This is a genomic window from Poseidonocella sp. HB161398 (assembly GCF_005870025.1).
In the GTDB taxonomy this organism is placed as follows: domain Bacteria; phylum Pseudomonadota; class Alphaproteobacteria; order Rhodobacterales; family Rhodobacteraceae; genus Mangrovicoccus.
Genome location: NZ_VATA01000011.1, coordinates 50690 through 62883 on the forward strand (window position 1 = coordinate 50690; position 12194 = coordinate 62883).

At 72.7% G+C, this 12194-nt stretch carries 12 protein-coding genes; 1 reads left to right on the plus strand and 11 read right to left on the minus strand.

All coding sequences use genetic code 11. The features are described from left to right. Window positions 1–225 precede the first annotated feature (225 nt). Genes FGX59_RS10950 through atpD form a run of 9 tightly spaced genes read right to left on the minus strand, consistent with a single transcriptional unit; the run spans window position 226 to window position 6714 of the window. Window positions 226–1083 (minus strand): F0F1 ATP synthase subunit gamma, encoded by an 858-nt coding sequence (locus tag FGX59_RS10950; RefSeq protein WP_138466577.1) that lies wholly within the window; start codon window positions 1081–1083, stop codon window positions 226–228. Further along, window positions 1080–2603 carry a F0F1 ATP synthase subunit alpha gene (locus FGX59_RS10955; protein ID WP_138466578.1) on the minus strand — a complete coding sequence of 508 codons (1524 nt, stop codon included), beginning with the start codon at window positions 2601–2603 and terminating at the stop codon, window positions 1080–1082. The genes FGX59_RS10950 and FGX59_RS10955 overlap by 4 nt, the downstream gene beginning before the upstream one ends. Further along, on the minus strand, window positions 2596–3330 hold the full coding sequence (locus tag FGX59_RS10960) for a F0F1 ATP synthase subunit delta (protein WP_138466579.1): 735 nt from the start codon (window positions 3328–3330) through the stop codon (window positions 2596–2598). Before FGX59_RS10960 ends, FGX59_RS10955 begins: the two co-directional genes overlap by 8 nt. Before the next feature lie 8 nt (window positions 3331–3338). After that, entirely contained in the window at window positions 3339–3587 is a 249-nt protein-coding gene (locus FGX59_RS10965; protein ID WP_138466580.1) for a F0F1 ATP synthase subunit C, read from the minus strand. Then, complete coding sequence (locus FGX59_RS10970; RefSeq protein WP_206078335.1) at window positions 3584–4282, minus strand: F0F1 ATP synthase subunit A; 699 nt, start codon at window positions 4280–4282, stop codon at window positions 3584–3586. The genes FGX59_RS10965 and FGX59_RS10970 overlap by 4 nt, the downstream gene beginning before the upstream one ends. Beyond that, on the minus strand, window positions 4279–4569 hold the full coding sequence (locus FGX59_RS10975) for an ATP synthase subunit I (RefSeq protein ID WP_138466582.1): 291 nt from the start codon (window positions 4567–4569) through the stop codon (window positions 4279–4281). The genes FGX59_RS10970 and FGX59_RS10975 overlap by 4 nt, the downstream gene beginning before the upstream one ends. After that, window positions 4566–4844, minus strand: coding sequence for an AtpZ/AtpI family protein (locus FGX59_RS10980; protein ID WP_138466583.1), 279 nt, complete (start codon window positions 4842–4844; stop codon window positions 4566–4568). Before FGX59_RS10980 ends, FGX59_RS10975 begins: the two co-directional genes overlap by 4 nt. Beyond that, a complete protein-coding gene (locus FGX59_RS10985; protein WP_138466584.1) occupies window positions 4841–5296 on the minus strand; it encodes a F0F1 ATP synthase subunit epsilon in 456 nt (151 codons plus the stop codon). The genes FGX59_RS10980 and FGX59_RS10985 overlap by 4 nt, the downstream gene beginning before the upstream one ends. Then, window positions 5293–6714, minus strand: coding sequence for a F0F1 ATP synthase subunit beta (gene atpD / locus FGX59_RS10990; protein WP_138466585.1), 1422 nt, complete (start codon window positions 6712–6714; stop codon window positions 5293–5295). The genes FGX59_RS10985 and atpD overlap by 4 nt, the downstream gene beginning before the upstream one ends. A 1136-nt stretch (window positions 6715–7850) precedes the next feature. On the opposite strand from atpD, the gene FGX59_RS37540 reads away from it, so the two are divergent. After that, the gene (locus tag FGX59_RS37540) at window positions 7851–8288 is read left to right on the plus strand and encodes an SgcJ/EcaC family oxidoreductase (protein ID WP_171060607.1); all 438 of its coding nucleotides are present in this window, start codon (window positions 7851–7853) and stop codon (window positions 8286–8288) included. Between the two features lie 670 nt (window positions 8289–8958). Here the strand turns inward: FGX59_RS37540 and FGX59_RS11000 are convergent. Both FGX59_RS11000 and FGX59_RS11005 read right to left on the minus strand, forming a co-directional pair. Continuing rightward, complete coding sequence (locus tag FGX59_RS11000) at window positions 8959–10704, minus strand: dihydroxy-acid dehydratase (protein ID WP_138466587.1); 1746 nt, start codon at window positions 10702–10704, stop codon at window positions 8959–8961. Window positions 10705–10717: 13 nt separating this feature from the next. Beyond that, window positions 10718–12163 (minus strand): NAD-dependent succinate-semialdehyde dehydrogenase, encoded by a 1446-nt coding sequence (locus tag FGX59_RS11005; protein WP_138466588.1) that lies wholly within the window; start codon window positions 12161–12163, stop codon window positions 10718–10720. Window positions 12164–12194 lie beyond the last annotated feature (31 nt).

Here is a 12194-nt window from a genome sequence, read left to right on the forward strand (position 1 = left end):
CTTGACCTGCGTCATTGGAATTATAATAGTGGTATATGTACAGCCTGAGGTTGAAATCGGAACGGGCGATTTGCCTCCGCCCGGCACCGGCCCGCGACGCCCGGCGGGGGGGCATGGCTTGGGCGCCGACAGCTGTGGCCCTGGACCTGGTCCGGCGCAGAGATGGCGGACAAAGGCGCCGGCCCGGCCAGCTTGCGCCGGGATCCGCTCGGCTTTGGCTGATGTTCAGCGCCGCGGCAGGCTGCCCGCCGACAGTTCGATGATCTCTTCGGTGATCGCCTCCTGGCGCAGCCGCCGCGCCTGTCCGGTGAGCGTCTCGAGCGATCCGTCCACATTGTCATGGGCCAGGATCATCGCCCGCATGCGGGCCTCGTTCTCGGCGGCGAATGACAGCATCAGCGCCTCGCAGATCTCGGCGAAGACGTATTCCTCGACCAGCCGCGCCAGCAGCTCCCCGGCGCCGAGCCCGGTCAGCGGCAGCGGCTTGCCTCCGGGACGCCGGAAGCGGGAATAGTCGAAGGGGACGAGCTGCCGGCGCACCAGGGTGTAGCCGCTCTCGCCGCCGGGCGCGGCATGCAGGATCGACACTGCCGGGTCGCGTCCGGCCGAGATGCGCTCGAACACCGCCCCGGCGATCCGGTCGGCGAGTTCGGCGGCGCCCGCGGGATGGGCGATCATCGGCGCGGTCCAGCCCGTCTCGATCCCGTATTCATGGGCGACGAGCAGTCCGCGGTCGCCGACCAGCAGGACCTCGGCCGGGCCCGGAGCGGCCCGGATCGCGTCCTGCGCGGCTTCCAGGATGCGGGCGGAGAAGCTGCCGGAGAAGCCCTGTTCGGCGCAGAGCAGGATCAGCAGCGCGCCGCCCGGCGGCGCGCCGGAATGCGCCTCCGGCTCGGCGACGGGGAAGGCCAGGGCCTGGCCGATCGCCGCGCCGATCGTGTCCGCATAGAGCCGGATCGCCCCGGCATGGAGCTGGGCGTCCTGCAGCCGCGAGGCGGCGATGCCGCGCATGGCGCCGATCACCGCCGAAAGCTTGCGGATGGTGCCGATCCGCTCCTCGACATCCGGAAGGGTGCCGCTCATGGCGCGGCCTCCCCGCCGAGCTCGCGCGCGAGGCCGGAGACCAGCGCGACCAGCTCCGCCCGGTCCGCATCGTCCAGCTGGCCGGTCTCCTGCACCCGCGCCAGGGCCCCGGCGCCCTGGCTGTCGAGCCGGGCCGGCAGGCGCCGCCGGAGCTCTGCCAGCTGGTCCCCCGACAGCGCGTCGAGCCGCCCCTCGGCCAGCGCCGCCAGCAGCGCGACCTGGTCGGCCAGCCGCAGCCCGGCATAGCGCGGCTGCTTCAGCAGCGCCCGGATGCACTCGCCGCGCGCGATCTGCGCCTTGACCCGCGTGCTGGAGATGCCGCCGAAGCGGGTGAACATCTCGAGCTCCTGGAACTGCGCGTAGTCGAGCCGCACCCGGCCCGACACGCTGCGCAGGGCGGGGGCCTGGGCCTTGCCGCCGACGCGGCTGACCGACAGGCCGACATCCACCGCCGGGCGCTGGTTCGCCGCGAAGAGGCGCGACTCCAGCACGATCTGCCCGTCGGTGATCGAGATCAGGTTGGTCGGAATGTAGGCCGAGAGGTTGCCCGCATCGGTCTCGGCGATCGGCAGCGCGGTGATCGAGCCGCCCACCTCGCGCGGGAGCTTGGCCGCGCGCTCCAGCAGGCGGGCATGCAGATAGAAGATGTCGCCGGGATAGGCCTCGCGGCCCGGCGGCTGGCGGGTCAGCAGCGCCAGCTCCCGGTGGGTCTCGGCATGGCGCGTCAGGTCGTCGATGACGATCAGCACGTCGCGGCCCGTGTCGCGGAAGGCTTCGGCCATTGTCATCCCGGCAAAGGGCGCGATCCATTGCAGGCCGGGCGCGCTGCCGGTGCTGCCGACGACGAAGACGCAGCGCTCGGGGGCGCCGTGGGCGCGCACCGCGGCGATGACCCGTTCCACCGCCGTCGCGCGCTGGCCGACGGCCACGTAGATGCACAGCACGTCCGAATGCTTCTGGTTGATGATCGCCTCGACCGCGAGCGCGGTCTTGCCGGTCGCCCGGTCGCCGACGATCAGCTCGCGCTGTCCGCGGCCGAGCGCGAAGAGGCTGTCGACGGCCAGCACGCCGGTCATCATCGGCTCGGAGACGAGCGCGCGCTCGATGATCCCGGGGGCGGGGCGCTCGACCGGCAGCCATTGCGCGGCGGCGGGCGGGACGCCGCCATCGATGGGCCGTCCCAGCGGGTCGAGCACGCGCCCGAGAAGCGCGTCGCCGACCGGCACCCGCACGACATCGCCGGTATCGGCGACCTTGCTGCCGGCCCGGATCCCGCTGATCCCGTCGAAGAGCACGGCGGCGATCTCGGTCTCGTCAAGCGCCTGGGCAAAGCCCGCCTGGCCGCCCTCGAAGGCGAGGAGCGCCCCCAGGGGCGCGTCCGGAAGGCCCGAGATCCGCGCGATCCCGTCGGCCGCCGAGATGACCCGCCCGACGGGCTCCGCCTCGGGCTCCAGCCGGGTCCGGGCCAGCGCGGCGCGGCTGCGGCGGAGCCAGGCGGCGGGGGGATCCTGCTCAGCCATGCGCGCCGAGCTCCTGCCGGATGCGGTCGAGATCGGCGCGGAAATGGTTGCGCACGACGGCATGGGGCGCGTCGAGCTCCAGCCCGGCGATCAGCGCGGGATCGACGCTGACGGAAAGCGCGACCTCGCGGCCCAGCACCGCCGCGAGCCGGTCCGCCAGCGCGCGCGTCTCCTCGGGGCCAAGAGCGCAGGCTGCCCGGATCGCGACCGGGCCGGCCGCGCCGAGCCCCTGCCGCGTCTGCTCCGGCAGCTCCGCCACGGCCTTCGCCAGCCCGTCGATGAACCCTGCGGAAGCGCCCGGGCCCGGCAGCCGCGCCAGCAGCCGCTGCGAGATCTCCACGGCCAGATCGGCGGCGGCGTCTTGCATCGCGGCCTCGGCCTCGCGCCGGAGGCGGCGGGCCTCCGCCTCGGCCCCGGCGCGCAATCCGGCAGCCTCCTGACGAGCCTCCTCCAGCAGGTGCTGCCGCGCCCGTTCCGCGCCCTCCTGCGCCTCCGACAGCAGGGCTGCGCGCTGCTGCGCCACGTCGTCGTCGCGGGCGCGCGCCTCGGCCAGCGCGGCCTCGGCCCGGGCCCGGTCGGCGCGCGCGCGGCCGAGCTCGTCCATCGCCGCCGCCTGCCGCTTCGCGATGATCTCCGAGACCGGCCGGAACAGGAAATGCGACAGGATCCAGAACAGGACCAGCACGTTGACCGTCTGAAGCCCCAGGGTCCACCAGTCGAAGGTCATTGCCGCGCTCAGGCGAAGGGGTTGGCGAAGAGCAGCAGCAGCGCGATCACCAGCGTGTAGATCGCCATCGTCTCGATCATCGCGAGCCCGACGAAGAGGGTCCGGCTGATCGTGCCCGCGGCCTCGGGCTGGCGGGCGATCGCGTCCATCGCGGCGGCGACCGCGCGGCCTTCGGCGAGGGCCGGGCCGATGGCGCCGAAGGAGACGGCAAGCGCCGCGGCGAGGATGCTGGCGATCTGGACGAGGTCTCCGGTCATGGTCTTGGCTCCTTTGCGGTTTGCGAAGCGGGGGGATGCTCGCCCATGGCGGCGCCGATGAAGACGGTGGCCAGGACGGCGAAGATGTAGGCCTGGACGGCCCCGGTCAGCAGGTCGAGCGCCATCAGCGGGATCGGCACCAGCAGGCCCGCGAGCGACAGCAGGATGCCGATCACGAAGACCCCGCTCATCACGTTGCCGAAGAGGCGGACGATCAGCGAGAAGGTGCGGGTGACCTGCTCGACGAGGTTGAGCGGGATCATCACCCAGCTGGGTTCGGCGAAAGTGGCAAGGTAGCCCCCTGGCCCCAGCGCGGCGATGCCGTGCCAGACGGTCGCCGCGAAGACGATCAGCGCCAGGGCGGCGTCGGTTTCCAGCCGCGCGGTCGGCGGCTCGATCCCGGGCACGAGCGAGGACCAGTTGGCGGCGAGGACATAGAGGAAGATCGAGCCGATCAGCGTGCGGAACCGGCCCGGATCGCGCTGCATCGTGTCCCGGATCTGGCTGTCGAGGGCGGTGACGAAGAGCTCCAGCACGGTCTGCAGCCGGCCCGGCGCCAGGCGCAGCCGCCGCGTGGCCAGGTGGCAGCCCGCCGCCGCCAGCACGAGGATCGCCCAGGTCACGGCCACCGGCTCGGTGACCGGCACGGGGCCGAGGCGGAAGAGCGGTTCGAGGGTCAGCGGGTTCTCCATCACGGCGCTCCGGAGCGGCGGCGCAGAACGGTGCGGCGCCCGAGCAGCAGTCCCAGCGTCCCGGCCAGCAGCGGCAGCGCCCCGGCCTGTGCCAGCAGCGCCAGGAAGGCCGCCAGCATCGCCAGCCGCGCAGCCTGGAGCGCCAGCGCGCGCAGGACGGAGCCGCCCCCGAGATAGAGCGCCGCCACCCGGTGGAGGAGCGCGAAATGCGCCAGCCCCAGGACGATGCCGGCGCAGAGCGCGGGCAGGGCGAGGGCAGGGCCGGTGTCGAAGGGCGGGGGCAGTGTCATTGCCTGTGCATCCATTTCCAGGCGGCGTGGAAGCCGATCGCCGCGCCGAGCATGATCGCCGGGGCCGTGAAGAAGACGCCGGTGCCAAAGAGCCGGTCGGCCGCGCGGCCCAGAACGACCCCCAGCAGCGTCGGCACGACGATGGCCCAGCCGAGGATCCCGATCTGACCCAGCCGCGCGCCGAGCGACGGTTCGGGCGCCTCCTTGCCCAGCCGCGCGCGCTCGGCCGAGCGGCGGGCCGCGTCGGCGAGATGGTTCCGTCGCGGCCCGGTCATGTCCCCTCTCCCGGCTGTGCGGGCGGCGCTCCGGCGGGCGCGCCCGCGCGCCCCGGCCGCAGGTACTGCATCAGGTGGCGCACCGCGCTGGCATGCAGCCGCATCTGCTCGACCCGCTCGCGCCTGTCCGCATCGGCCTCGGCGGCGCGCAGCGCGGCGACCTCCGCCTCGAGCGCCGCGAGATCGTCGCCAAGCACCCCCTGGCGGCAGGTCACGGCGACCGTCCTGCCCTCCGCCACGGTCAGGAGGCCGCTGCGCAGGGCGCAGTACCGCTCGGTGCCCGTCGCCGTCCGCCAGCGCAGCACCGAAGCCGGCAGCACCGTCATGAAATCCGCGTGCCCCGGCAGGATGCCGAAACTGCCGCTGCGATCCTCGGCCCGCACCGAGCGGAGCCCGGTCTCGTCGGCGAGCACAGCCATCGGCGTGGTCACGGTCAGGTGCAGCCCGGTCATGGCGCCCTCCGTGCCGCCGCCTGCCTGGCGCGCGCCTCGCCGAGCGTGCCGACCATGTAGAGCGCGCTCTCGTCCCAGTCGTCGCATTCGCCCGCCAGGATCGCGCTGCAGCCCGCGATGGTCTCCGCGACCGGCACCGAGCGCCCCTCGATCCCGGTGAAGGCCTCGGTCACCGCGAAAGGCTGCGTCAGGAAGCGCTGCAGCCGCCGCGCGCGCTCGACGATCCGGCGGTCATGGCTGCCCAGCTCCTCCATGCCGAGGAGCGAGATCACGTCCTGCAGGCCGCGGTAGTGCTCGATCGCCTGGCGGACCTCGTTGGCGACGCGCACGTGTTCCTCGCCCAGAAGCAGCGGATCGAGCAGGATCGACGAGGACGCCACCGGGTCGATCGCGGGATACATCCCGTCGGCGGCCATCGCCCGGGACAGGACCACCGTGCTGTCGACATGCGACGCGATGGTGGTCACCGCGGGATCGGTGAAATCGTCGGCGGGCACGTAGACGGCCTCGACCGCGGTCACCGAGGCGGCGCCGGTGGAGGCGATCCGCTCCTGCAGTTCGGCAACCTCGGTGCCCAGCGTCGGCTGGTAGCCGACCCGCGAGGGCAGCCGTCCGAGCAGGCCCGACACCTCGGCCCCGGCCTGGACGAAGCGGAAGACATTGTCCATCAGCAGCAGCACGTTGCGCCGCGCCTCGTCGCGGAAATGCTCGGCGATGGTCAGCGCGGTCAGCGGCACCCGCCAGCGCGCGCCGGGCGGCTCGTTCATCTGGCCGTAGACCAGCACGGTGCGGCCGAGCACGCCGGCGCCGGTCATCTCCATCAGCAGCTCGTGCCCCTCGCGGGAACGCTCGCCGACGCCGGAGAAGACGGAAATGCCCTCGTAGCTGGCGACCATGGCGTGGATCAGCTCCATGACGAGGACGGTCTTGCCGACGCCCGCCCCGCCGAACATCGCCGCCTTGCTGCCCTGCGCGAGCGGCGTCAGCAGGTCGAAGGCCTTGATCCCGGTATGGAAGAGCTCGGCCGCGCCGTCGCGGGCGCGCAAGGGCGGCGGCGGGCGGTGGATCGGCCGCCGCGGCACGCCGGCGGGCAGGGGCTCTCCGCCATCGCCGATGCGCCCGGCGACATCCAGAAGCCGGCCCAGCACCGCCTCGCCGACCGGCACCTCTAGCGGACCGCCCGCCGGGTCGGCCCGCGCCCCCCGGCGCAGTCCGGTGGTGTCCTGCAGGGCGATCCCGCGCACCGTCGCGGCATCCAGATGCGCCTGCACCTCGACGGTCACATCGGTTCCGGCCTCGCGCCGGACCAGCACCGCCTCGCCGATGCCCGGCAGGGCGCCGACGGCAAAGCGCAGGTCCAGCACCGCGCCGCGGATTGCCGTCACCTGTCCGGACGGGCCGATGTCGCCAGCTCCCATGCCCCCTCTCCAGCAACGATCATCTTGCCGCAGCCTAGGGGGATTCGCGGGCCGCAACCTTGCGCAAAATCAAGGTCCGGCTCCGCGGAGGGCCATGCGCGCCGATCCTGAGGCTGCGATCCGGCCGCGCGCCAGGGCGCTGCCCGCGCGGCCCGGCGGCCCGGATGCTTCGGACCGGTGCCGGTGCAGACGCCGCTGGCAGGAGGCGATGCCCCTGCCTCTGGCGTGGTCCGAAACCTTGTTTGCCATTGGCCGTGCCGGGACCCAGAAGCGGTCCGTCGCGGATGCGAATGTCCGGGGCCCGGTGACTCGGGCGGCCCTCCGGCGACGGGTGCGAGGCGCGGCCTGTCTGCCTCGCGCCTGATCCGGGGCGGGCCGCTGCGCCCGGGCCGTCTGGCTGGCCGCGGGGAGCGGGCCGAATGCCGTTTCCGTCCGCGAGCGGCCCCGGGCCTTGCCGTTCGGGGGCCGGACACGGATCGTCGTCTGCGGTCTGCGGTCTGCGGTCTGCGGTCTGCAAAGCGTGGCGCCGTGCGGCAATGGCGTATCCTCCTTGCCTTCGCGAGGAGCGCCGTCTCCAGTCGCCGGCGTGGGGGCGGACCTGAAGACACCCTTGGCAATGCGCCGCAATGAAGTGGTCGCGCCGGAAATTGCGTGCAGCCGTCCCGGCTTGCCGGCTATCGGCGCGCGCCAGGCCAGCTGGGGCCCGCGCCGCCTGGCAGGGTGCTTTGAAAGTCCACTCCGGCACGGCTCTTGCTGGAAAAGCCGGGAAAATGCTTCTGAAGGCGGCAAGGCTTGCTCAAGTCCGGGCGCATCCGGGTCAAACCCGCGAACATGTCCTCTACGACGACGCTCTGGACCCCTCTTGCGGGTGTCCGGTCGGCGGAGCCGCAGCGGGCAGGCTCTGGGTCGCGGGCGCAGCTGCGTCGCCCGCCGGAGCCCCGGTGTCTCCGGGAAGCGGAGAGGTCCAGGGGAGCGCGGCCGGTTTCCGGGGCGGGGGCGGATGGCGTCCGCGAGGCAGGCGGGGGCGGGATGCCCGGCCTGCGCCGCGGATGCGCCGGAATTGCGAAGTTGTGGTATGCTACCCTAGGTTGTGGTCCGCGAGCGATGCGGACGCGACGAAAGGGGAGGAGACTGTCATGACGATACGGCTTTCCGTTCACCGAGCTGCCGTTGCCTGCGCGCTGGCGGCGGTACTTGCGCTGCCCGCGACGGGCGATGACATGCCCGCCGATGTCGAGGCGCTCTCGGCCGCCTGGGATGCGGCCTTCAACCAGGGCGACGCCGATGCGGTCGCGGCGATGTATGCCGAGGACGCCCGCGTGGTCGCCGGCGACGGCACGGTCAGGGACGGGCGCGCGGAGATCAGGGCGCTGTTCCAGGGCTTCATGGATAGCGGCTTCGGCCAGCACGCCATCGCCGTGTCGCAGGTCAAGGGCACGGACGACCTGGTCTTCATGACCGGGGACTGGTCCGGGGTCGGCGGCGACGGCAACGCCTATGGCGGCAAGATCGTGACGATCCACCAGCGTCAGGCCGACGGCTCCTGGGCGACAGTGCTGCATATGTGGAACTGAGCCCGCCTGCGGCGCGGCGGGGACGGACTGCCGCGCCGGAGGTTGCCGGGCGATGGGGCGCCGCAGGGGAAGTGGCTGAAATTTCGCGTCCTGCGGCGGGCGTGCGCCCTGGCCGTGCAAGGCTGCTGCGCCGACGGAGCAAGGGGCGCGGAGATGCGTTTGCGGGCCGGGTCGCGGCTCCGCGCGCGGCAGGAGGCCTCCGGTGCGACCGGGCCGACGCGCTGCGCTGGCGGCCCGCAGCGGACTGGGCGCGAGATTCGGGAATGAAGGACAGAATTTGCGGGCGCGTCCGTCTGAGGTGCGCTGATGCCACCAGGTCAAGCCGCTGGGGGTGGTATCCGGGCGGATCGGGACCGGAACTCTGTCCACCCGGGATGGCGCTGCCGCGCCGGGGTCGAAGCGGGCCTTCCCCCGGGTCGACACCGGTCTTCCGGGTCGACACCGGTCTTTGCCGCGCTCGGCTGCGGAGACGCGTGGGGCTTCTCGGGAATGCTGTCCCGGGCCGGCGGCGGCGCGCGGGAAGATGTCGGGACATTGCGGGAGGGCGCCTGGACGGGCGGCTGATGCAGTCGACGGCCGCCCCGGCGGAGCGGAGGCAGGCCAGTGCCAATGCCAGTGCCTGGGGACGGGATCGGGAAAGCCGGGCGGCCGGCGGGGCCGCCCGCGGAGGTCACTCGGCGGCGTTCAGGCAGTCCTTCTCCAGCGCGGCGGCGGCCGGGGCGGGGACGAGGAAGCGGAAGTCGCAGCCCGCCTCGGCCTGCAGGATCTCCTGGTGGTAGAGCCGGTCATAGCCGCGGCGCTCCACCTGGGGGGCGGGGGGCCGGGCGGCGCGGCGGCTGGCTAGCTCCTCCTCGGAGACGAGAAGCTCCAGCCGCCGCTCTGCCACGCTCATGCGGATGCGGTCGCCGTCGCGCACCAGCCCGATCGCGCCGCCCGAGGCCGCGTCCGGCGAGACATGCAGCACGATCGTGCCATAGGCGGTGCCCGACATGCGCGCATCCGACATGCGGATCATGTCGGTCACGCCGGCCTGGGCCAGCTTCTTCGGGATCGGCAGGTAGCCCGCCTCGGGCATCGAGGCCTCGCTGGCCGGCCCGGCATTCTGCAGCACCAGGATGTCGTCCGCGGTCACGTCGAGATCGGGATCGTCGATCCGCTCGGCCAGATCGGCGAGCGAGCTGAAGACCACCGCGCGGGCCTCGGACTCGAAGAGGGTTTCATCCGCCGCCGAGCGCTTCAGGATCGCGCCGTTGGGCGCGAGATTGCCGTAGAGCGCGACCAGCCCGCCATTGGCGCGCACCGGCGCCCTGCCCTCGTGGATGACGTTTCGGTCGACCCAGGGGTCGGCCGCCTCGATCCGGTCGCCGACGGTCTCGCCGGTGATCGTCACCGCGTCGAGATGCAGAAGGTCGCGCAGCTCGCGCATCACCGCCGGGATGCCGCCCGCGTAATGCAGGTCCTCCATGTAGAAGCTGCCCGTCGGCTTCAGGTCCACCAGGACCGGCGTGCGGTCGGAGATCTCGTTCAGCCGGTGCAGATCCAGCGACAGCCCCGCCCGCCCGGCGATGGCGGCGAGATGCAGCACCGCATTCGTGGAGCCGCCGAGCGCCAGAAGGACGGTGACGGCATTCTCCAGCGCCTCGCGGGTCAGGATCGCCTTGGGCGTGCGGTCCGAGCCGATGAGGTCGACCGCCAGCTTGCCGGTCGCCTCGGCCATGCGCAGCCGGTCGGCGCTGACTGCCGGGATGGCGGCGCCCATGGCGGGCATCATGCCCATCGCCTCGGTCAGGCTGGCCATGGTCGAGGCCGTGCCCATCACCGCGCAGGTCCCGGCGGTGGAGGCGAGCTTCTGCTCGATGGTGTCGATTTCCTGGTCGTCGATCCTGCCGGCGCGGTACTGCTGCCAGAAGCGGCGGCAATCAGTGCAGGCGCCCAGGCGGTGCTCCTTGTGGCGCCCCGTCGACATCGGACCGGCGACCAGCTGCACGGCCGGCAGGTCCGCCGAAACCGCGCCCATCAGCTGCGCGGGAACGGTCTTGTCGCAGCCGCCCAGCAGCACGACCGAGTCCATCGGCTGGGCGCGGACCATCTCCTCGACATCCATCGACATCAGGTTGCGGAATTTCAGCGAGGTCGGCGACAGGAAGACCTCGCCGAGCGAGATCGTCGGGAACTCGATCGGCAGGGCGCCCGCGGCCAGCACGCCGCGCTTCACCGCCTCGATCAGCTCGGGGAAATGCCGGTGGCAGTTGTTGAAGCCCGAGGCCGAATGGGCGATGCCGACGATCGGCTTGTCCAGCATCTCGCGGCTGTAGCCCATGGACGAGGCGAAGCTGCGGCGCAGGTATTTCGAGAATTTCGCGTCGCCGTAATTGGTCAGGCCGCGGGCGATCCCCTGGGGCTTGTCTTTGGTCATTCTGGTCTCCTGCTCAGGCAAGCCGCTGCTTGACGTATTTGGGGTCGAGATAGTCGAGGATGCCGAGCTGTCCGCCCTCGCGTCCCGAACCGCTGTCCTTGATGCCGCCGAAGGGCGCCTCGGCGGTGGCCAGCAGCATGTCGTTGATGCCGATCATCCCGGCCTCGAGCGCGCTGGCGGCCCGGTCCGCGGTCGCCATCGAGCCGGTGAAGACATAGGCCGCCAGCCCGAAGGGCAGGGCATTGGCCCGCGCGATCGCCTCGTCGAACCCCGCGAAGGGCATGACCGGGGCGACCGGGCCGAAGGGCTCCTCGGACAGGATGCGGGCGTCTTCGGGGACATGGCCCAGCACAGTCGGCTCGACATAGAAGCCGCGGTTGCTTTCGGGCGGCACGCCGCCCCCGGCCAGAAGCTCGGCGCCGCGGCCGCGGGCATCCTCGATCAGCTCCAGCACGCGGTCGCGGCCGCGGGCATTGGCCATCGGGCCGAATTCGACGCCCTCGTCCAGCCCGCGGCCGATCTTCAGCGATTTCGCCGTGCGCGCCATCGCCTCGGCGAAGGGCTGGTAGATGTCCTCATGGACGTAGAACCGGCTGGGCGAGATGCAGACCTGGCCGGCATTGCGGAACTTGGTGCGGGCGCAGAGCGTGCCCGCGGCCTCCGGATCGGCATCGGGGAAGACCAGCACCGGGGCATGGCCGCCGAGCTCCATCGAGACCTTCTTCAGGTGGCGCCCCGCGAGTTCCGAGATCAGCCGCCCGACCGGGACGGAGCCGGTCAGCGAGACCTTGCGGATCACCGGGGAGGCGACGAGATGGGCGGAGATCTCCGCCGGATCGCCGGTCACGACGTTCAGCACGCCTGCCGGAAGCCCCGCGGCGGCGGCGCAGTCGGCGATGCGGAACATGGCCGAGGGCGCCTCCTCCGAGGGCTTGATCACCACCGGGCAGCCCGCCGCCAGCGCCGCGGCCACCTTGCGCGCAGGCAGGAGCGCCGGGAAGTTCCAGGCGGTGAAGGCGGCGACCGGGCCCACGGGCTCGTAGCGGACATCGAGGCGCAGCCCCGGCTCGCGGCCGGGCAGGCTGTGGCCCCAGATGCGCCGCGCCTCGTCGGCCATCCAGTCGAACTGGTCGCAGGCGGCCTGCCACTCGCCCTTCGCCTCGGCCAGCGGCTTGCCGGTCTCGGCGCTCATCTCGGTCGCCGCCTCCCCGGCGCAGGCCGCCATGGCGGCGGCGGTGGCGCGCAGGATGCGCGAGCGCTCCCAGCCGGAGGTTTCGCGCCATGGGGCCGCGGCGGCCGCGACGGCGGCCAGCGCGCGGTCCAGATCCGCCGGACCGGCGCGGGCGATGCGGCCGAGCCGGTCCTCGGTGGCCGGGTCGATCACGTCCAGCGCGGGCCCCGCGGCCACGGGCTGCCATGCGCCGCCGATGAAGAGGCCGAAACGGTCGTAATGGGTCATGTCCTGTCCTTTCCTGGGGCAGTGCGGCGGA

Bases quoted from the DNA above. Each gene is read 5' to 3' on its own strand.
- FGX59_RS10950 (WP_138466577.1), bottom strand. From the start codon at position 1,083: ATGAGCGGCACCCTTCCGGATGTCGAGGAGCGGATCGGCACCATCCGC.
- FGX59_RS10955 (WP_138466578.1), bottom strand. From the start codon at position 2,603: ATGGCTGAGCAGGATCCCCCCGCCGCCTGGCTCCGCCGCAGCCGCGCC.
- FGX59_RS10960 (WP_138466579.1), bottom strand. From the start codon at position 3,330: ATGACCTTCGACTGGTGGACCCTGGGGCTTCAGACGGTCAACGTGCTG.
- FGX59_RS10965 (WP_138466580.1), bottom strand. From the start codon at position 3,587: ATGACCGGAGACCTCGTCCAGATCGCCAGCATCCTCGCCGCGGCGCTT.
- FGX59_RS10975 (WP_138466582.1), bottom strand. From the start codon at position 4,569: ATGACACTGCCCCCGCCCTTCGACACCGGCCCTGCCCTCGCCCTGCCC.
- FGX59_RS10980 (WP_138466583.1), bottom strand. From the start codon at position 4,844: ATGACCGGGCCGCGACGGAACCATCTCGCCGACGCGGCCCGCCGCTCG.
- FGX59_RS10985 (WP_138466584.1), bottom strand. From the start codon at position 5,296: ATGACCGGGCTGCACCTGACCGTGACCACGCCGATGGCTGTGCTCGCC.
- atpD (WP_138466585.1), bottom strand. From the start codon at position 6,714: ATGGGAGCTGGCGACATCGGCCCGTCCGGACAGGTGACGGCAATCCGC.
- FGX59_RS37540 (WP_171060607.1), top strand. From the start codon at position 7,851: ATGACGATACGGCTTTCCGTTCACCGAGCTGCCGTTGCCTGCGCGCTG.
- FGX59_RS11000 (WP_138466587.1), bottom strand. From the start codon at position 10,704: ATGACCAAAGACAAGCCCCAGGGGATCGCCCGCGGCCTGACCAATTAC.
- FGX59_RS11005 (WP_138466588.1), bottom strand. From the start codon at position 12,163: ATGACCCATTACGACCGTTTCGGCCTCTTCATCGGCGGCGCATGGCAG.